The organism is Nonomuraea sp. NPDC049750 (genome assembly GCF_040659625.1).
Classification (GTDB): domain Bacteria; phylum Actinomycetota; class Actinomycetes; order Streptosporangiales; family Streptosporangiaceae; genus Nonomuraea.
This window is the reverse complement of the sequence record NZ_JBFANB010000009.1, coordinates 329,088-348,044: the sequence shown is the minus strand read 5'-3', so window position 1 is coordinate 348,044 and position 18,957 is coordinate 329,088. Positions and strand designations below refer to the sequence as shown.

General features: G+C 68.4%; 20 protein-coding genes. 9 read left to right on the top strand and 11 right to left on the bottom strand.

Annotated elements, in window-relative coordinates; genetic code table 11:
• Positions 1 to 27: 27 nt before the first annotated feature.
• Positions 28 to 297 carry a hypothetical protein gene (locus AB0J16_RS25520; protein WP_358543862.1) on the top strand — a complete coding sequence of 90 codons (270 nt, stop codon included), beginning with the start codon at positions 28 to 30 and terminating at the stop codon, positions 295 to 297.
• Positions 267 to 1,631, top strand: a complete 1,365-nt coding sequence (locus tag AB0J16_RS25515; RefSeq protein WP_358543859.1) for a hypothetical protein — start codon at positions 267 to 269, stop codon at positions 1,629 to 1,631. The genes AB0J16_RS25520 and AB0J16_RS25515 overlap by 31 nt, the downstream gene beginning before the upstream one ends.
• Here the strand turns inward: AB0J16_RS25515 and AB0J16_RS25510 are convergent.
• The 3 genes from AB0J16_RS25510 to AB0J16_RS25500 form a co-directional block, all read right to left on the bottom strand.
• On the bottom strand, positions 1,607 to 2,968 hold the full coding sequence (locus AB0J16_RS25510) for a hypothetical protein (RefSeq protein WP_358543857.1): 1,362 nt from the start codon (positions 2,966 to 2,968) through the stop codon (positions 1,607 to 1,609). The genes AB0J16_RS25515 and AB0J16_RS25510 overlap by 25 nt on opposite strands.
• A 233-nt stretch (positions 2,969 to 3,201) precedes the next feature.
• Positions 3,202 to 3,444, bottom strand: a complete 243-nt coding sequence (locus AB0J16_RS25505) for a hypothetical protein (protein WP_358543854.1) — start codon at positions 3,442 to 3,444, stop codon at positions 3,202 to 3,204.
• A gap of 6 nt (positions 3,445 to 3,450) precedes the next feature.
• Entirely contained in the window at positions 3,451 to 3,654 is a 204-nt protein-coding gene (locus AB0J16_RS25500) for a hypothetical protein (protein WP_358543851.1), read from the bottom strand.
• 170 nt (positions 3,655 to 3,824) lie between these two features.
• Between AB0J16_RS25500 and AB0J16_RS25495 the strand changes: the two genes are divergently transcribed.
• Positions 3,825 to 5,027 carry a ferritin-like protein gene (locus tag AB0J16_RS25495; protein ID WP_358543848.1) on the top strand — a complete coding sequence of 401 codons (1,203 nt, stop codon included), beginning with the start codon at positions 3,825 to 3,827 and terminating at the stop codon, positions 5,025 to 5,027.
• A gap of 203 nt (positions 5,028 to 5,230) precedes the next feature.
• Here the strand turns inward: AB0J16_RS25495 and AB0J16_RS25490 are convergent, their stop codons facing one another.
• The 3 genes from AB0J16_RS25490 to AB0J16_RS25480 form a co-directional block, all read right to left on the bottom strand.
• Positions 5,231 to 5,560: a helix-turn-helix domain-containing protein gene (locus AB0J16_RS25490; RefSeq protein ID WP_358543845.1), complete on the bottom strand. Its 330-nt coding sequence runs from the start codon at positions 5,558 to 5,560 to the stop codon at positions 5,231 to 5,233.
• 528 nt (positions 5,561 to 6,088) lie between these two features.
• Positions 6,089 to 7,126: a hypothetical protein gene (locus AB0J16_RS25485; RefSeq protein ID WP_358543841.1), complete on the bottom strand. Its 1,038-nt coding sequence runs from the start codon at positions 7,124 to 7,126 to the stop codon at positions 6,089 to 6,091.
• Between the two features lie 418 nt (positions 7,127 to 7,544).
• Positions 7,545 to 8,036, bottom strand: coding sequence for a hypothetical protein (locus tag AB0J16_RS25480; RefSeq protein WP_358543838.1), 492 nt, complete (start codon positions 8,034 to 8,036; stop codon positions 7,545 to 7,547).
• A 484-nt stretch (positions 8,037 to 8,520) separates the two neighbouring features.
• Here AB0J16_RS25480 and AB0J16_RS25475 point away from each other — a divergent pair, with 484 nt between their 5' ends.
• Positions 8,521 to 8,652: a hypothetical protein gene (locus AB0J16_RS25475; RefSeq protein ID WP_358543836.1), complete on the top strand. Its 132-nt coding sequence runs from the start codon at positions 8,521 to 8,523 to the stop codon at positions 8,650 to 8,652.
• A 113-nt stretch (positions 8,653 to 8,765) separates the two neighbouring features.
• Here the strand turns inward: AB0J16_RS25475 and AB0J16_RS25470 are convergent, their stop codons facing one another.
• Entirely contained in the window at positions 8,766 to 9,704 is a 939-nt protein-coding gene (locus AB0J16_RS25470) for a winged helix-turn-helix domain-containing protein (RefSeq protein ID WP_358543834.1), read from the bottom strand.
• A 252-nt stretch (positions 9,705 to 9,956) separates the two neighbouring features.
• Here AB0J16_RS25470 and AB0J16_RS25465 point away from each other — a divergent pair, with 252 nt between their 5' ends.
• Positions 9,957 to 10,952 (top strand): winged helix-turn-helix domain-containing protein, encoded by a 996-nt coding sequence (locus tag AB0J16_RS25465; RefSeq protein ID WP_358543832.1) that lies wholly within the window; start codon positions 9,957 to 9,959, stop codon positions 10,950 to 10,952.
• A gap of 289 nt (positions 10,953 to 11,241) precedes the next feature.
• Here AB0J16_RS25465 and AB0J16_RS25460 read toward each other — a convergent pair whose 3' ends face one another.
• The 4 genes from AB0J16_RS25460 to AB0J16_RS25445 form a co-directional block, all read right to left on the bottom strand.
• A complete protein-coding gene (locus tag AB0J16_RS25460; RefSeq protein ID WP_358543830.1) occupies positions 11,242 to 11,703 on the bottom strand; it encodes a hypothetical protein in 462 nt (153 codons plus the stop codon).
• Between the two features lie 419 nt (positions 11,704 to 12,122).
• The gene (gene rox / locus AB0J16_RS25455) at positions 12,123 to 13,547 is read right to left on the bottom strand and encodes a rifampin monooxygenase (protein ID WP_358543939.1); all 1,425 of its coding nucleotides are present in this window, start codon (positions 13,545 to 13,547) and stop codon (positions 12,123 to 12,125) included.
• 272 nt (positions 13,548 to 13,819) lie between these two features.
• Positions 13,820 to 14,188, bottom strand: coding sequence for a TetR family transcriptional regulator (locus tag AB0J16_RS25450; protein ID WP_358543827.1), 369 nt, complete (start codon positions 14,186 to 14,188; stop codon positions 13,820 to 13,822).
• A gap of 32 nt (positions 14,189 to 14,220) precedes the next feature.
• A complete protein-coding gene (locus AB0J16_RS25445; RefSeq protein ID WP_358543943.1) occupies positions 14,221 to 14,535 on the bottom strand; it encodes a hypothetical protein in 315 nt (104 codons plus the stop codon).
• On the opposite strand from AB0J16_RS25445, the gene AB0J16_RS25440 reads away from it, so the two are divergent.
• From AB0J16_RS25440 to AB0J16_RS25425, 4 genes are all read left to right on the top strand, one after another.
• Positions 14,418 to 15,026, top strand: a complete 609-nt coding sequence (locus AB0J16_RS25440; RefSeq protein ID WP_358543937.1) for a DUF3159 domain-containing protein — start codon at positions 14,418 to 14,420, stop codon at positions 15,024 to 15,026. The genes AB0J16_RS25445 and AB0J16_RS25440 overlap by 118 nt on opposite strands.
• A gap of 12 nt (positions 15,027 to 15,038) precedes the next feature.
• The gene (locus tag AB0J16_RS25435) at positions 15,039 to 16,313 is read left to right on the top strand and encodes an alkyl sulfatase dimerization domain-containing protein (protein ID WP_358543824.1); all 1,275 of its coding nucleotides are present in this window, start codon (positions 15,039 to 15,041) and stop codon (positions 16,311 to 16,313) included.
• Between the two features lie 247 nt (positions 16,314 to 16,560).
• Positions 16,561 to 17,940: a sulfatase-like hydrolase/transferase gene (locus AB0J16_RS25430; protein WP_358543823.1), complete on the top strand. Its 1,380-nt coding sequence runs from the start codon at positions 16,561 to 16,563 to the stop codon at positions 17,938 to 17,940.
• A gap of 50 nt (positions 17,941 to 17,990) precedes the next feature.
• A complete protein-coding gene (locus AB0J16_RS25425) occupies positions 17,991 to 18,956 on the top strand; it encodes a tripartite tricarboxylate transporter substrate binding protein (RefSeq protein ID WP_358543821.1) in 966 nt (321 codons plus the stop codon).
• Position 18,957: the final 1 nt, after the last annotated feature.

Here is an 18,957-nt window from a genome sequence, read left to right as displayed (position 1 = left end):
CCAAGCGGCCAGACCGCCTCGGCGCTGGTGGAGTCCGCCGAGGGGATCTGGACTCAGGTGAAGGGCCTGGCCCTGGCGGGCGCGGCCGAGGCCGCCTCGTTCATACAGGGCGTGCTCAACACGATCGGGGCCGCCTTCGACACCTTCATGGACTGGATGCAGGACGCCTTCCACTGGCGTTCGATCTGGCGCACCATGGACGCCTTCTACGGGTATGTCACCGACGGGCTCTCCTCGGTCGCCGGCTGGCTCGGGAGGCCGCCCCGGTGGCGGCCGGACGCTTCTTCAGGGATCTGAAGTCGGAGCTGAACACCGGGCTCGACACGGTCGCGGCCCTGCTGGGCGACACCACGATCGGCGAGATCACACACGGCCGGCTGCGCCTGCTGCCCGCACCTGGGACCAAACGCTCGCCCGCCTTGACGGCGGCGCTGTCGGGCAGCCCCGCGCAGCACAACTACGTGCTGTCGAAGATGCTGTCGAACCTGCCCGACCAGCCCTCCCCGGTGATCCCGGGGCTTCCCGACGGCTTCGCGGAGAAGATCGCCAAGGCGATCGACGACATGGGCGCCGTTCAGGATGGCGAGCAGACGGTGCGGGACCTGACGGCGCTGTGCGAGACGCTGTTCCGAGACCCGTCCCGGGCGGGCGACATCCGTGTCGCGGATCTGCTGGCGGCCTTCCGCGACCTGATCGACCTGGCCGTGGACTGCGCCGACATCCTCGCCGTGGTGCTGCTGGAGTTCGCGGCGGCGATCATCCGCGGGCTGCTCGACGTGCTCACCACGCCGATGACCGACGTGCCGGTGCTCAGCTGGCTCTGGGAGCACGTGGTGCGGCCGGACGAGAGCGACGACCCGATGACGCTGGGCCGGATCCTGTGCCTCGTGCTCGCCGCCCCCGTCACCCTCACCTGCCTGATGGAGACCGGCCGCGGGCCGTACGACGCCTCCCTGACGGCGGATGCGAAGGCGATGAGTGGCGTCTCGGCGCTGGACGACGCGAAGTTCTACACCTCCGGCCTGCTGATCATCATCGACATGATCGCCGACACGATCAACATGGAGGACGCCGCCGCGGCCATGGCGAACCCCGGAAGCGATGGCGTCAGCCTGAAATCGGTGTTCTTCAACGCGCTGGACGTGGTGGCGAACGGGGTCGTCCAGGTCCTTTTCAGCCCCGAGTTCGCCTGGAAGTGGGACTGGTCGTCCATGACCAGAGGCGCGCGGATCACCAACGCGACGTGGATCGGCCTCTGGGCACCCATCCTCTCCGACGGGGCGTTCGTCCTGGTGGACATCATCACGGGCAGCCTGACCCTGGCGGGCAAGCAGGTGCCCGCGGCGCTGAAGGCCCTGAACTTCCAGCTGAACGCGACCATCGATTACGTCCTCGCCGTCACCCTCACCGGCACGGGTGTGGCCGGGGCCGCCTACCAGCTCTCGGACCACGACCCCGGAGTGTCCGGCCTGGACGTCTTCGAGGCCATCGCGCAGCCGCTGCCGTGGCTGGGCCAGATCCTCCTGCTTCCAGAGGCGGTCGAAGAGACCGAGGGGCTCTCCTCGTTCGTGCAGATATGCCTCTGGGACCCGATCGGCGACTTCGACTACGACAGGTTGGCGACATCATGAGCACGGGACCGAGCCGCGACGAGATCCTCTCCCGGCTGCGAGGCAAGGGAGTGACGCAAGGCTGGGACGTGGTGTACGCCCTGTCCGCGCACAAGGTGAACGAGCTGTTCCAGCGCCAGTTCGTGCTGGACCTGAGCACCGGGAGCCACCTGCCCCCGGTGACGGGCAGCGTCCCGGTCATCGGGGACTACGCGGTCGAGTTCGACGACGTCGTACTCGGCCACCCGCTGATCGCCTTCGACCCCGAACAGGACCCGCAGGCGGCGCTGCTCACGATTCCGGTCCTCGCCGGGATCATCCGCGTCGTCGTCGCCGACGCCGCCACGGCCAACGTCGTCTCCACCCAGTGGATCACCGAGGGACACGGCTACACGATCACCGGTACGGTGCCCCTCGCCAAGGTGAAGGGGGAAGTCGGCGAGCAGACCCACGTCGTCCTGCGGATCGAGGACGGCAAGGACTTCTTCGCCGGGCTCGGCATGCCGGACGCGGCAGGCACCCTGCTCGGCACGTATTTCCTCCGCTTCCTGCGCGACCACGCCACCGGCTACCGGTACGCCCTGGGCACGCTCGACTACACCCCCAACAGCACCGACCTCACCCCCGCCGGCGACTTCGAGCTGGCCACGCAGCGCGACCAGAGCGACCCGGACGACGCCGGACGGGTGCTGCTGTTCGTCCCCACGAAGTACCACCAGCAGGGCGACAGCCAGACGACGCTCCCGCTGGCCAACCCGGTTCCCGCGGGGATGGACGCGGCGCTGCTGGTGTCGAGCCGGGTGTTCTTCGGCGAGATCATGCCGATCGCCCTGCACGACGCCCTGGCGCGGGGCGGTGAAGGCGTCACCGTCGCGGCGGCCGGCGACCGGGACGAGGCGTGGTCGGTGTCGACCACCGGCGGGCGCGCCTACATGCAGGCGCGATTGCCGCTGCCCAACGGATCCGTCCAGCCCGGATGGTGCGGCGGTCCGGAGCCGGTGATGGTGACCCTGAAAGACATCACCGGCTCCGCCCAGTCCGGCCGGCTCACCGGCAAGTGGCGGCACGACTGGCCGCAGCCGTGGAGTGTGGAGGTCTCCACCCCGTTCACGTACTGCCAGGACGGCCAGGTCACGATGACGGTCGAGCTGGACATTTCCTACCTGCCGTCGGTCGACCCGGTCACCGCGGTGATCTCCTTTCAGCCCGACGGCGGGGTCAAGGTGAGCTACACCGCGCCGGACGTGGGGTTCGACCTGTTCGACAAGAAGGAGGCACAGCAAGTGGTCTCCGAATGGATCTCCGCCCAGGTCTGCCACAAGCTCGGCGACCTGCTGCTCGGCTTCGACATCCCGCACGTCGGGGCCTTCGCCGTGACCAACCTCCTGTTCCCCGGCCGGCAGACGTCCCGGCTGGAGAGCGCGCACGTGCCCGGCGACCTGGTCGCGTTCGGAACGCTGCGGACCTCCGACCTGACCGTGACGCCACCGGTGGCCGCCGTGTCGACCGGGGAGACGCTGCGGCTGTCGGCCGACCGGCCAGTCTCCTGGTCGGTGCCGCGCGGCGGCGGGAAGATCGACGCGACCGGCCTCTACACGCCCCCTACCGCGGTGACGGGATCCAAGGTGGTCGTGGTCACCGCCACCACAGACGGCAAGGACAAGGAGCAGGCGTACGCGGCAGTCGTGGTGAGCCCGGCGGACGTGCGGATCGCACCGGTCATCTCCGTCCTGCCGGCCCGCTCCCAGCCGCAGACCTTCACCGCGGTCCTGCCCGGGGCCGCCGGCAACGCCGTCTGGTCGCTCTCCCCCGCCCTCGGCTCGGTGGACGCCAATGGCGTCTACACCCCGCCCAAAAAGATCGACAAGCCCACCGCCGTGACGATCAGCGCGCGGATCGGCGACCGTAGCGGCCGGGCGCAGATCGTCGTCCTGCCGTCCATGCCCGCCGCCATGCAGGTCACGCCGTACGCCCCCGCGCCGCTCGGACCGGGCGGCACGCTGTCCTTCGCCGCGACGCTCGGCGGCGACCCGGCCGAGGCCAAGTGGAGGATCCTGCCGCAGGTGGGCGCGATCGACCAGAAGGGCCTCTACGCCGCGCCCGAGCGGATCGAGACACCGCAGGCCGTCCTGGTGATCCCGCCGACCCCCGCACCCCCGCCCTCGGCGGAACCGCCGTCGTGCTCCTCACCCCCGAGACCTCGCAGGACATGTCATGACCGCGCCCGTGCCGCTGATCCACCGGCCGATCCAATCCCTCCAGGAGCTCGGCGACCACCTCCAGCTGGCGCTGGGCATCGAGCTGTCCACGATCCCGCCGTACCTGTGCGCCCTCTACTCCATCAGCGACCCGGCGTCGGAGGCCTCCCGCCTCATCCGCGGGGTGGTGATCGAGGAGATGCTGCACATGATGCAGGTCGCCAACCTCATGAACGCGATCGGCCGCATCCCCTCGCTGGAAGGCAAGTATGTGCCCAGCTACCCATCGAACCTGCTGGGCCACGCGGCCGGCGGGCCGTTCGTCCAGCTCCAGCCGCTCTCCCCGGCGCTCGCGCGCACGGTGTTCATGCGGATCGAGAAGCCGGAGCCGAGCCCGGACGCGCCCGCCGAGGACGAGCCGTACGACACCATCGGACAGTTCTACAAGGCGATCGAACTGGGCTTCGTCACCTGCGTCGACACACTCGGCGAGAAGGGGGTGTTCGGGCAGGACACCGGGTTCCAGCGGGACGACACCTACATCGGGCCGGGTGGCGGCCAGCTGCACATCGTGCACGATCTGGACACGGTGACGGCCGCCATCATGGAGATCGTCCAGCAGGGCGAGGGGGCGCTGATCCAGCAGCCGCCCGTACCATACGAGGAACCGTACGGCGGCTACGACCACTACGGCGAGCGGTCCGACGGCACCTACGGCCCGATCATCGGAACCCCCTGGGAGCTGTCCCACTACCGCAGGTTTCAGCGGATCGCCGAGGGCGAGGTGAGCCTGCCGCCGATCTACCCGATGCAGGCGAACCCGTCCGACACCGACCTCGACGGCGACTTCCGCCGCCTGTCCCATCTGTTCGACAACTGCTACACGCTGGTGCTGGCCGCGCTCGGCGAGGCGTTCGGCACGACGACCGCGCCGCGCCCGTTCTTCCAGACGGCCTTTCCCGTCATGCGGGCGGCCCTGCCCGCCCTGGCGACGCTGCTGATGCGTACCCCGCTGAGCCCGGCCGCCGATCCCGAGCTGGGGCCGACCGCCGGGCCGGCGTTCGTCTACCGGCCGCTGCCGGTGGCCGACATCGCGGCGATTACGGCACACTCGCCGCCCTCCAGCGCCGCACCCGCTCCCGCTACACCTCCTACCTGCTGGACCGCAACGGCTACTACGGCATCGAGACCCGATGGCCGGACGCCCCGTTCTGGCTGAGGCGCGCCAACAGCCGCTTCCAGCCCGGCATACCGGCCTCCCCGTACGCGTGAGCACCCGATGCCCTGCGGACCAGAGCAGATCTCTCCACCCCGACGACGCGCGGCCGGCTTCCTCAGGGCTCGCCTCGCCGAGAGCGACGAGGGGGATCGTGGCGAAGCTGAGGCCATCGTGCGGCAGCTGGTCGCCCAAGGCCCGGCAGATCACCGCCGATCGGCTCGGCCACAGCGCCCTACCTGCGGGCCCGCATCAGCCAGTTCGGTGATGGATCGGGTGCCGCGGCGCAGGGCGTCGCGGGCGAGGCTCATGCGCCATTGGATGAGGTATTCCAGTGGAGGGGTTCCGACCTGGGTTTTGAGGGTCGCCGCGAATGCCGAGCGTGACATGCGGCTGATGTCGGCGAGCTCCTTGAGCGTCCAGCGGTGTGCGACGTGTGCGTGCATGGCGCGGAGTGCGGCGCCGATGCCGTCGTTGTTGAGTGCTCCCAGCCAGCCGGTGGGGCGGTCGGTTTGGTCGGCGTGGGCGCGCGGCATGTGGACGAAGATGACTTGTGCGAGGTGGTCCAGGACCAGGGAGCTGCCGAGTGCGGTTCGGCTGCTACACCGACGCCGAGCGCGACCGCGACGCCAAGCTCTCCTCGATTCCCGCCGGCATCGACGCGGCCACGACAGCGACCACATCGCCTACAGCATAGTTGAGTGGTCTGACGGCGAGCCTGGCACTATGCCCGCCACTAGACAGCCTGATGGCCTCACGGCGCGCCAAGCAACTCAGGGCCCGGACGGCGGCCCGTCGGCCGGCCGGACTCTGAACGAGGTACTGGCAGCACTACGCCTGCTGACGGCCGATGCGGAGGCCGCTGCCCCCTGCACCCCCTGTTCCTCGCCGGTGAGGCCGGCTCCGGGATGGCCCGGGGCGCGAACCAGGCTGCAGGCCGTAACGGGTGCCGTCCGAGGTCGTGGAGTACGCGCCAACCTTACTTACCGAACATGCCTGACGCCTTCTCGGCACCCCAGATAATCAGGCCCCCTTCGATCAAGGCTCTGACCTGAGCCGACTCGCTATTTTGCGCCTGGTGACGGTGACCCGAACGGGGGGCCTTGGCGGTCGTAGATGTTGAGCGCCTCAGTGATGTCCGACCCATCCACCCAGAACGTGCCCGTGTTGCCGTACCTGTCGAACGCGATGATCTCCGGATTGAAATGCCCTTCCCATTGCTCTAGCGGCCCGTTGGGGATGTGCCATCCGTTGCCACCGGTGGTGGAGTGCACCCAAGTGAAGCACAGGTAGCGTTCGGGATATGTCCTGTCGTAGATCTCCGCGAAATCCCACCAGTTGTTCCCTTCGGGGAAATTGACGATTTCCCCCGTGCTGGAGTCATGCGGCTCATCATGCCAGACATAGCCGCCGTAGAAATTTTTGTGGTTCTCCGGAGTGATGTTGTACGCGAATAACCCGGCGTAACCAGAATCCGTGAAGTGGCCCCGCACCTGGAACGTGACGAAGTAGTTAGCTGCACCCTTCAAGGACAGATAGTAGTTCCAGGCATATGTCGTCACATACTTTGTGTTTTCCCCGTCCTGAGTTGACGTACGCGAGCAATCCCAGTCGATGTCATTCAACATGTACGTTCTGGCCGGCCGTGGATTGAGCGTGACTTTGCTGTGGCATGTCCCAGTTTGTGAACTGTTGACGGTAACACCGGAGTCGGTCCTGACCCGGACACCGATCGACTTCCGGCTCACCTCGGGTGAGCAGTACACATAGAACGAGACGTGCCCGGTCCCGCCACCTTCGATCGTGGCTTCGGCGCCCTCGCTGGACCCGTCCGGGATTGCAGTGAACTCGTTCGCGGCGTCCGAATAGGCCCAGCCCGAGATGCCGTCCCGGTTGAGTGTCGACCCATCGACGTAGTCGATGAGCCACAAATTAGCGGCTAGGTGCTGGGGGTCGACCCGAACGGGATCCCCGTTTTTGTCAGTCGGCTCGACGTTGATCGTCACGCCGATCCTGTTCTGTCCATTCGCGTAGATGTCGCAATTCTCGCCGCCGCTCTCGAGCGTCACCGACAGCTTCGACACGCTCTCCCATGTTGACATGTTTATCTCCTTCGTTCGCGTGAGATGGCACGGTGGGTCTAAGGCCCGGCGATGGGCAGTCCCGGTTGTTTCCGTCGCGCCCATAGGCACTCGGCACGGTCTCACGTCGATAACGTCACCGAAACCCCCAGAGCCTGATGACAATTCTCCCGAGCGGCCTCGGCTCTGAGAAGTCCCGGGCCCTGTAATGATCAACAGCCGATAGCAGGGCAGGGTGGGAGAGAGGGGCCGGCCTCGCAGTAGTCGAGCCCGAGCCTCCCCCGGTGATGGCGATGATGCGCTGGCTGGTGGACGAGCCGACGCCGACGCGCTCACGCAGGCCGGGGGCGACGGCGCGGTATCGCAGCGAGGGCGATCATGGGGCAGGCGCCACCCCCTAGAGGCTCATATATGTGGGTTGCCCCTGAATATTGCCGGTCTAGTCGGCATCCTGGGCGATGAACTCGGCATAACCGTCCGCATCCCAATTGAAATCGGACTTGGGTTCGCGGTCATGGATCTCCATCTCAAACAGCCAGCCCTCGCCGTAGGGGTCCCTGATGAGTAGCTCCGGAGTGTTGGCGAGCGCGGTGTTGACGGCGACGACTTTCGCCTCGACTGGTGCGCAGAAATCGCTCCAGCTCTCGCCAGGAGCGGCATCCCCGTCCTCCCACTCCTCGTCGGAATCAGCATCCCCCTCCTGAGTCCAGCTGACCTGACCGAAGGAGTCACCCAGCTCGACGTAGCTACCTACCTCAGGCAACCGCACCCGCAGCTCTCTGTCGGGGATCTGACCTATGAAGAAGGCGGTGAAGCCGACCCTCACCCGGTCGCCAGGCGTGTCCAGCTTCCTGTTGCGCCTGAACCACTCACCGTTGCCCCACATGTGCAGCTCACCGGCGTACAGGCGATCCTGGGGGTACTCGCTCACTTCTTCCTCCCGTAGAACGGCAAACCGAACTCTTCCGATCTTCGCCCGGCGGCGGCCGCAGTGTCGAGGGGCCGCACCCGGGCCCAGACAACCGCCGTGGCGTGGTCGTCCAGGAGGCCGCGCGCCCAGGTGGTCAGCACCGCGCGACGTTCGCGGAGCCTGATCTGTTGGCGACCAGGAGGGCGATGTGGTCGCAGGCCACGCACCGCGGCCTCTGCCCGCGTACGGCGAGGCCCTGCTGACACCGGGCACCGGGGTCGGCGCACACACGCTGCGTGGCGGTCGCCCGCCGGTCGGCCGCCACGAGCCAGCGGCCTGATGGCCGCCGAGTGACCCCACCTGGGCTCCCGAGTCAGCCTGAGCCGTACATCTGGTGGCACGCAGGCGGCGGCGTGCGCCGGCGGTGCCAGGCAGCCTGGGCTTCGGGCGTCAGCGCGTCCACAGATAGGAGGCGAACGGGGGGCAGCGGGGGCGATCTGCTGCCATGCCTGGTCGCATTCGGCCCGTGGAGTCGCTCGGGGTGACCGGGATGTCCCCCGTCGACGCAATGGGGATGTCGACAGCGCCATGGGTGACCACCCGCGGCCGCGAGGCCGGCGACCAGCTCTACCCGTGACCCTCCGTGATCCTTGCTGTCAAATGAGGGTATTTATTCGATTATGTGTTTGGGTTTTCGTTTCGCCCGAGCGCCTTTACAAAGTAGATTTCTTGGAGGAGGTGGTCGGCGGGTCAGTTCTGCCGTGTGCCGTCCGGACCGTTCAACAGGGCGATGCCCAGGGTGGTGGCGGTGTGGTGCGCGGTGTTGCGGTAGCGGGTCGTATGGATGAGCCCTGCCTCCCGCAAAACGGTGGCATGCTGGCTCGCACCTGGAGGCGTGGTGCCGCTCAACCCGGCCAGTTCCGTGGTGGTGCAGCCGGGATGTTCGGCGATGACGCTCAGTACGGCGGCGCGGGTGTTCCCGAGCAGCGCGGCCAAGGCGGCTGTGGAGCCCGGGGCCACCTGCTCAGGGACCAGGGCGGTCAACCGGTCGAGAGGCAGATCGCCGGGGAGGGGATAGGTGACCTGCGGTTGGCTCTCGTCGTCGTCGACGATGGAGCGCGATGCGAAGGCCGACGGCACCAGCACGATGCCCTGCCCCTGAAGATACAGATCGTGGTCGAGGCCATTGGCCATCCGCACTTCCAGCACCGGTGGGTTCCAACGCATCCAGCGCGGGTTGGCCAGAGTGAGCAGCCGCTCGACGCCTCCGGTGAGCAGATGCTGGGTCCGGACAGCGCGATCAGCCGCGAAACAGCCGGTGAGCCGCTGCCAGTAGGGGCCCAGTAGCTGCTCGTACAACTGCTCGAGCGCCTCCCACAGATGCCCACGCAGCGTTTCGTCGTCGCCGAGATGGCGAGCCCATGTTGGGACGCTCTGCAGCTCCGCCATCGCGGCGAGTTCGTTGTTCATCACGTCGGACGGGGTCGCTCTCACTTGCTCGACCAGCTCTGGGAGGGTGCCGGCCTTAGCCGGGCCGAGAAAGGTCGGTGCCCACCCGACCGCGGGAACCAGGGATAAGACCATGCGCGCGTGCTTCGGCAGCCGGGGCATGACCCGTCGGCGCCAGCCGTCCAACCACGCCGCTTCACGGTCTTGCAACATCCGTATCGCCAGCTGCAGCTCCGCCAAGGGCATTGGCGCCTCGGCCACTCTCGTACGAGCAAGATCCTGACTGGTGAAGTGAACGCGATAAACCATCGACGCCCCCGTATTTGACATCCCCTGAGGTGATTCTTCCCAGACGTCATTATTCAGGCCAGCCTGAATCTCCTGGAGATTCCGTCCCCGACGCCACACCCTGGACCTCGGACCCGGTTTCAGGCCTGACCACCGACCAGCTCATTCAGGCGTACTTGGTCTCTCCCGGAAGGATTGACGAGCGTGCTGCGCATCCACTTCACCGGCGCCGATCTGGCGCGGACCCGGATCGCCCGGGAACCCGACACGATGTGGGAGCTGATGCTCAGCCTGAACCGGCTGCGTCGCCGCGAGCACAGCGTGGTCTACGGCGAGTGGAAGCGACGCGCCCTCCGCCGCGTGCCGTCGCCCACCGGGCGGCTGACCACCCTCGCGCCGCCCCGCGGCTACACCGTCGACTTCCTCACTCCGCGAACGGAGTCCGGCTCGCTGGAGGCCGGTATGGAGGCCCTGCGCCGCACGCCCCGTCACCGGTTGCGCGCCGACCTGGCGGAGCTGTCGCACAGGCACTCCACCACCCGGCTGCCCTCCTGGACCCACGGCCTGGCGGCCGGGGGTACGCAGGAGGTGGAAGCCATCGCGACGGCGGCCGGCGCCTACTTCCAAGCGTGCCTGTCGCCGTACTGGTCCCAGATCCGGGTGGAGGTCGGCAAGGACCGGACGCGCCGCTCCCGTCTGCTGTCGGAGGGCGGCTGGGAGGCGGTGTTCGCCACGTTGCACCCGTCGGCGCGCTGGTCGTACCCGGTGCTGGAGTTGGCCTACCCGGCCGAGCACGACATCCATTTGGAGGGACGCGGGCTGATCCTGCAGCCGTCCTTCTTCTGCCGCCAGGCCCCCGTCACCTTGCGCGATCCGGAGCTCCCGCCGGTTCTGGTCTATCCCATCGAGCATGACCCGGCGTGGGCGCACGGCGGGGGCGCTGATCCCCCGCGAACCTTGGCCGACCTGCTCGGACTCACCCGTGCCCGGGTGCTGGAGGTCGTCGCTCTCGGCGCGTGCACGACGTCCGAGCTGGCGCGGCAGCTGCGCGTCCCGCCCTCCACCGCCAGCCGCCAGGTCACGACCCTGCGCGAAGCCGGGCTGGTGACGAGCCAGCGTCACGGTCAGAGGGTGCTCCACTCCGCCACCCATCTGGGCACCGCCCTCCTCAACGGCCACCACCACGACCTGACCGAGTAGGGTGCGTCACCGCTCAAGCCTCTCGGAGGTCAGTTCAGCTGGTCCGCCGTGTGGTGGTCTGCTCACAGTCGGACTTGTCGGCGATGACGGGGGCGAGCAAGTAGGACGGGACGACCTTGGCGTCATTGAGCGCGGACCAGGGTGAGTATGTCTTCCACTGAGCCCGCCGGGTCGCTGAGCCGAATCAGCCGGCTCGCCAACCGCATCGTCGGAGCTCGCCCCGACGCCGAAAGGGAAAGGCCGTCCGTTCCCCGGTGAGGGAGACGGACGGCCTCGGGTTCAGCGGTGGCTAGAACTTGTGCCAGCCTCCGAAGTCGCCGCCCCGGCTCTCGCTCCCGTAGAGCCCGATGCGGAGATTGCGGTAGTCGTCCCGGTCGAACCGGTAGGAGTAACGGCGCCCCTCGAAGGCCTTGACCCAGCGGTAGTGCACGTCGCCGTCATCGTCCTGCCACTTGAAGCGGACCCAGTTGTAGTCGTCGTCCCCGTCCACGATCACAATGGCGAAGACGAAGACGACGTCACCGGACCGATCGCGGTGCCACTCCCCCTTGATGTAGCTGCGGTCGCCCCGGTCCTCGCCCCGGCCGAAGCCCGAGTACCACCGGAAGCCGTTCGAACTGGCAGCTGTCGCGGTCGCCGTGGTCGCCGCCACCCCGGTCGTCGCGGCGTTCGCGGCCGGCGCGAGGGCCAGTCCCGCTGCCAGGGAGCCGACGACGGCGCCCCCGGCGAGAATGCTGCGAATCTTTCGCATTCCGTCCTCCTGATTAGTCGTGATGCCCAGTGGTCGTTCCGGACGGACATGAACGTAGGAGGTTTCCTGCCGCTGTTCTGCGTAAAAATCCATACTCGCCGCAACTGTGCCGTTTTACCACCTCAGGGGCCACATGAATGGTGGCAGGCCCGTATATTCGGCGTCTACAGAATGTCTACGGAATGTCTGCCTCTCCGGCTACTACGGATTCCGAACAACGCGAAAGAGCTGGTCCCGCTGATGAACTCCTGGAACCCCCTCGCGCTACTCGCACGCCAATGGCCTCGGCCGGACGCGGGGCCATGGGCGAGACAGGCAGGAAGCGCGGTGGCGGGCAGCGCGAGGGCCGCCGCCACCGCGACGATCATCGGGCACCGGGACGTACGACACCGCCGACCCGGAGCCGACACCAGGAGGGATCAGTTGGCGGGCTTGCCGAACCAGCGGGAGAGGTGGTCGTCCAGGTCCTGCTGATCGTCGCCGATCCAGGCGACGTAGCCGTCGGGGCGTAGCAGGACGCACGGGACATCCAGTGCCGCGGTGGGATCCGCGAGGTAGTCGACCCGGTCTGACCAGCCGCCGACGGCCAGGCGTTCGGTGCGGTCCAGCAGCAGGCCGCGGCCGCGGTGCAGCAGATCGTACAGGTGGCCCTGTTTCAGGTCGATGTCGCGCAGGCGGCGGCCAAGCAGGTCGGGGCCCGCACCAAAGTCGTAGCGGACGCCGATCGCGGTGATCTTCTCGATCAGGTGGCGGTTCACCTCGTCGAAGTCCATGAGTTCGGTGAGCAGCCTGCGCACGGCCTGCGGGCCCGGTTCGGTGGAAAGCAGTTCCATCTGGGCGCGGGTGTTGTCCAGTACGTCCTTGGCGACGGGATGACGTTCGGCCTGGTAGGTGTCCAGGAGTGTCTCCGGTGCCCAGCCGCGGATCTGGGCGGCCAGTTTCCAGCCGAGGTTGAACGCGTCCTGGACGCCCAGGTTGAGGCCCTGTCCGCCGATGGGTGGATGAATATGTGCCGCGTCGCCGGCCAGGAACACCCGCCCGGCCCGATAGCGTTCGGCCAGCCGGGTGGCGTCTCCGAAGCGGGACATCCAGCGCGGGGAGTGCACGCCGAAATCGGTTCCGGCGATGATGCGCAGTTGTTGCTGGAAATCGTCGAGCGTGGGCGGTTCCGCGCGGTCGGCTACTTGAGCGGCGGGGACGAGGACGCTGTAGACGCCTTGGCCGAAGGGCCTGAGCCAGAATTGCTTATGGGTGTCTTGGAGTTGGGCCACCTTGGCGGCGATCTCCTCCTGCGGCACGCCCACTTCCATCTCGCCCATCAGCGTCTCGGTCCGCGAGGGCTCGCCGGGGAAGCCGACGCCGAGCAGTTTGCGCACCGTACTGCGCCCGCCGTCACAGCCGATGAGATAGCGCGCACGCAGCCGTTCGCCGTCGGCCAGCTCGACGGTCACGCCCTCGTCGTCCTGCTCGAGATCGGCCACCGCGCGACCGCGCCGGACCTGCGCGCCCAGGTCGATCGCGTGTTCTTCAAGCAGGCGTTCGATGACCGGCTGCGGGATGCCCAGCAGGTAGGCGTGCGCGGAATCCAGGCCCTTGGGCGCGGGTTTGGGGATGGCGGCGAAGAATCCGCCGGCCGGACGCTGTCTTCCGTGTTCGAGCATGCGATCCAGCAGTCCGCGCATCGCCATCAGCTCAAGACTGCGAATATGCAGACCGACTATGCGGACGAACGACTTGGGCTCGGTCTCCTTCTCCAGAACGAGTACCCGCACATCGTGCAGCCGAAGTTCGGCGGCCAGCATCGCGCCGGTCGGGCCGCACCCGGCAATGATCACGTCGAACATGGGCGCGCGATCGGAGGCCGGCGACCGGAGCCCGGAGATGTCCGACGTCGGCTCGGCGGGGAACTGCGGAGAGTGCATAGGTGTTGCCTTTCGGGAGTGCCTTGTTGGCGAGGCGCTCCCGGCGACACCTACGTCAATCGCCGGCCGTGACCGGAAGGGGGAGCACCCACATCGATACAGCGTTCATGGGTCTCACCTCCTGGGGCGGTGTCACGGTCGACTGCAAGCTACAAGCCCGAGCATCATCCCGTCCAATCCTTTTCCAGCGACTCTCAGATCGACCCGGGCGGAGGCTCGTCGGCCGGGAGCGGCAGTGCCACGATGCGGCGGGCCTCCGACTCTGCCATGCCGAACATCCGCAGGACGTTGAGCACGGTCTGGTCGTCGACGTCGGCGAGCAGCCTCTCCAGCCAGGCGGCGTGGGTCTCGAGAGCCTCGGCGATCGCCGCGTCGAGTAGTTCCGCCTTGGACGAGAAGTGGTTGTAGAACGTACCGAAGCCGACGTCGGCGGCATCTGTGATCTGCTGGATGCTGACCTCGAAGTCACCGCGCTCGGCGTAGATCTCCTGCGCGGCCTCGATCAGCGCCCTTCGGGTGCGCAGCTTGCGCCTCTCTCCACGCGACGACTGCTGTGCCGGCATGGTCGAAATCGTAGCCGGGGCGAGCCCGTTACTCACCGCGGTAGCCCGGACGGTCCCGCGGCCTTGATCAAGCGGTCGGGGTTGACGCCGACCCAGGCGACGCCGGCGTTCCGCAGCCAGCGTGCGAGGAACCGTTCGCCTTCGCCGCCCTCCGGATCGACGGTCAGCCAGGCCGAGGGCAGGGCGTCGGGGACGGCCGCGAGGTCGGTGCCGGGGAGCGCGACGACCGCTGTGCGCTCGCCGAGCACCCGGTCGACCAGCACGGATTCGCCGTCCGGGCCCGGCAGGCGGACGAGCGGGAGGAGCGCGCCTCGTACGCTGCGGAGGGTGCGCCGCTGGTCGAACATGTTGGCCCGCGGAAGCCCCGCGGCCGTCCTCCGCTCGCGGGAGAAAGTGGCCAGCTCGCGGTGGCCCCCGTCGACGAGCCGCAGCCCGGCCGCGGGGCGGGTCCGAACTCGTCCTCAACGCCGCCGGCCTGGTGGCGTGCGCCGTCTCGCTGCTGATCGGGCGGCCGCTCACCGAAGCGGTCTGCCGCAAGGCCGGGACAGAGCCGTCCCGGACGGCCGGCGATCCGGCCGCCCGGCGCCGCCACGTCCGCCTGACCGCGGGCTGGGCCGTGCTGTGGGTGAGTCACCTCGTGCCGCTCGGCTACCTCTACGCGGCGAACTCACTCGTCGGACTCACGCTGGTCAGCGCACTGTTCAGCAAGCCGTCGCTGCCGGCGATGGCCGCCTTCACCGTCGTGGTCGTACGCCGGGCCGCGCGGCGGGGCCTGTACGCCACTGCCGCCGCACCGCGATCATCAAGTGGCGACTGTCACGCCCGAAAGCCGCTGTAGAAAGGACCCGTCATGACCTCCTCGATTCTCAAGCTGGCCGATGAGATGTGGGCCGGTCGGCGCGAGCCGGCCTCCATAGCGGAACCCGTCATGGCTGACGCCGAGGAGGTCGCCGACGGGGTGCTGATGGTGCCCGGTTTCGGGCACGCCTTCGCCCTCCGGCACGAGCACGGAGTCGTACTCTTCGACACCGGCGTCAAGCTGCTCGCCGACAAGCTGCACGAGCGGGTGACCGCGTGGGATTCCGGGCCGGTCACCCACGCCGTCTACTCCCACGGTCACGTCGACCACGTCGGCGGACTCGGCCCCTTCGACGCCGCCGCCGATGCTCACGGTGTGCCTCGCCCGCAGGTGATCGCGCACGAGAACGTACTCGCGCGCTTCCGGCGCTACGCCGACACGCAGGGCTACAACACGATCATCAACCGCCGCCAGTTCCGCATCCCCGACCTCGTCTGGCCGGCCGAATACCGGGAACCGGACGTCACCTTCTCCGACACCCATGTGGTCGAGACCGGTGGCCTGCGCCTCGAACTCACCCACCACCGGGGCGAGACCGACGACCACGTGGTCGGCTGGCTCCCCCAGCGGCGGATCCTCTTCCCCGGCGACCTGTTCCTCGGCGTCTCCCCGAACGCCGGCAACCCGCAGAAGGTGCAGCGCTATCCCGTCGACTGGGCCGCCGCCCTGCGCTGGATGGCCTCGCTCGACGCCGAGTTGATGCTCGGCAGCCACGGCATCCCCGTCGTCGGCGCCGATCACGTACGCGAGGCCCTGGAGAACACCGCCCGCTACCTGGAGACCCTCGTCGACCAGACGCTCGCTTGCCTCAACGACGGCGCGACGCTGGTCGAGACCCTGCACCGGGTGCGGGTGCCGGACGATCTGGCCGCGCTGCATTACCTGCAGCCGCTCTACGACGAGCCGGAATTCATCGTCCGCAACGTATGGCGCCAGTTCGCCGGCTGGTACGACGGCAACCCCGCCCACCTCAAGCCCGCCACTGACGCCGCCCTCGCCACCGAACTCGCCGCGCTCGCCGGCGGCGCCCAGGTCCTCGCCGACCGCGCACTGGAGCTGTCCCGCGCCGGCGAGCACCGGCTGGCCTGCCACCTCGCCCAGCTCGCCGGCGACGCAGCCCCGGAGGACAAGGCCGTCCACACCGCCCGCGCCGAGGTCTACGCGCTCCGCGCCGCCCAGGAGCGCAGCACCATGTCGATCGGCATCTTCAGCTGGGCCGAGGCCGAATCGCGGGACATCCTGAACGACCCTGGTGCGATTACCTAGCTCGCGACGAGCCTGGTTGTCCGGGGGTCCGTGTCTCCACCTCGTACCAGGCGATCGGCTGGACCGACGAACGCCCAGAACCGCCTGCGCATCGGAACTGAGTCGCTCACCCATCCGCGCTCGCGGCATGGCCACGTTCGCGCCAAAAGATTGTACCTTTCAGCCGAAGATGCTACCTTTCCCGGCAATCGCAAGGAATGGGGAGTACGGATCGATGGCTGTGAGCCCGGGACCTGACCGGCCAAACGTGGTGATCTTCGTCGGAGACGACCACGGCTATGGCGACCTGTCGTGCATGGGATCACCCACGGTGCGAACGCCGCGATTGGACGCGCTGGCGGCCTCGGGTGCCTTGCTGACCAACTGGTACTCGAACTCGCCGGTCTGCTCACCCTCACGGGCGGCCCTGCTCAGCGGCCGATATCCGGGGAACGCGGGCGTACGGTCGATTCTGCAGGGGTATCGGACGACGCCGGGCCTGAGCCAGGACGTGCCGACGCTCGCGAGCGCACTGCGGGAGGTCGGCTACCACACCGAACTGGTCGGGAAGTGGCACCTGGGCCTGACCCCGGAATCACGGCCGGAGGCCCACGGGTTCGACCGGACGTTCGGGCACCTGGCCGGAGCTGTGGACTACTACTCGCACATCCACTACAGCCCGAACAACCGCCGGGTGAGCATGAACGGCGAGACCTATTTCGGCACGCCGCTGCACGACCTCTGGGAGAACGGGAGCGAGGTCTACCTCGACGGCGAGTACCTCACCGATCTGGTGGCCGACCGCGCGACGCGCGCTGTGCGCGAGGCCGCCGCGGCGCGGTCGCCGTTCTTCCTGTACGTCCCGTTCAACGCGCCCCACTACCCCCTGCACGCCCCGGCGAAGTACAAGGAACGCTTCGCGCACCTGCCATGGGATCAGATGATCATGGCGGCGATGATCAGCGCGCTGGACGACGCCGTCGGCGCGGTCATGGACGAGCTGGATCGCCAAGGCGTGCTGGACAACACGGTCGTGCTCTACATGTCCGACAACGGGCCGTCCCGCGAGATCCGCAACTGGATGGACGGCAGCCAGACCCCGTACCGCGCCAGCAGCTCCGGCGGGCTGAAGGGCCACAAGTTCAGCCTCTTCGAGGGCGGCATTCGCGTTCCGGGCATCGTGAGCTGGCCAGGCGTGATCCCCGCGGGGCAGGTGGTGGAGGAGCCGCTGGCCGCCATGGACGTGTTCCCCACCGTGCTCGCCGCGGCGGGCGGGGAGCCGGAGAGGTACGAGTGCGACGGCCACGACATGCTGTCCGTGCTCACCGGCGGCGCCCGATCACCGCACGAGCACCTGTTCTGGGAGCAGGGCGTGCAGACGGCGACCCGGCGCGGCCGATGGAAGCTCGTCCTGGACGGCCAGCTCGAAGAGGGCCTGCCCCCGGCCGAGCCGGTGTTCCTCGCCGATCTCGCCGACGACCCCGGCGAGACGGTGAACCGCGCCGCCGAGCACCCGGGCCTCGTGGCCGAGCTGACCGCGGCGGCCACGAGCTGGCGCGACGGCATCGAACAGCGCTGGAGCGCCGAATGGCTGCCGCGCATCCCGGACCACGACACCCACGTGTTCCCACCCGGCGTATCAAAATGACCGAGCCCGCGCCCTCCCCGGCGCGGGCGACCTCGAGAAAGATCCGCACCATGAGGTTGCGTACCATCCCGGCCGCGGCGTCGGCCGGACTGCTGCTCGTCACGAGCTGTTCCCTGACCGAGGCCCCGTCCTCCTCCGGCTATCCCTCGCAATCGATCTCCATCATCGTCCCCGTCCCGGCGGGGTCGTCCACCGATCTGTCCACGCGCGTGCTGGCACCCTGCCTGGAACAGCAGCTCAAGGCCACCATCGTGGTCGAGAACCGCGAGGGCGGGTCCGGCGCCGTCGGCAACGGCGTGTTCGCCCGCGCGAAGGCCGACGGCTACACGCTCGTGTCGACCACCGCCGCCAACGCCGTCCTGCCGCCCATCCTGGAAGGCGACGTCGGCTACACCGTCGACAGCTTCCGGCCGGTCGGGATGATCGGCACGGCGCCGGTCGTCCTCGTGGTGCCGAAGGCCTCCCCCTTCACGACGGCGAAGGACCTTTTCGCAGCCGCCAAGACCGGCGCCGTCAAGCTCGGGATCCCGGGCAAGACAAGCGTCCCGGGCATCTCTGCCACCGCGCTGATCGGCTCCACCGGGCTGCAGCTCACGCCGGTGCCGTTCGACGGCAACGGCGGCACCATGACGGCCGTGCTCTCCGGCGAGGTGCAGGCCGGTTACCTGTCGGCCGACGCCGCGGTCGTACTCCCCCGCGTGCGATCAGGCGAGGTCCGCGTGCTCGCCACCGCCGCCACCGAGCCGATCATCACCATGCCGGACGTGCCGACGCTGAAGTCCCTGGGGTACGCCGATCTCCCGTACGCCGACTCCTTCTGGTTCCTCGCCGCCCAGCCCAAGACCCCGGACGACGTCGTCGGCCGGTTGGAGGGCGCGATGAAGACCTGCATGACCTCCGAGAAGGTCGTCACCGGTCTGGGCAAGGGCGTGGCGCCCGCCTCCTTCATGGACGGCGCCCAGGTCACCACGCTGCTGCGGCAGGCGGCCTCGGACTATGCCAAGAAGCGCGGCTGAC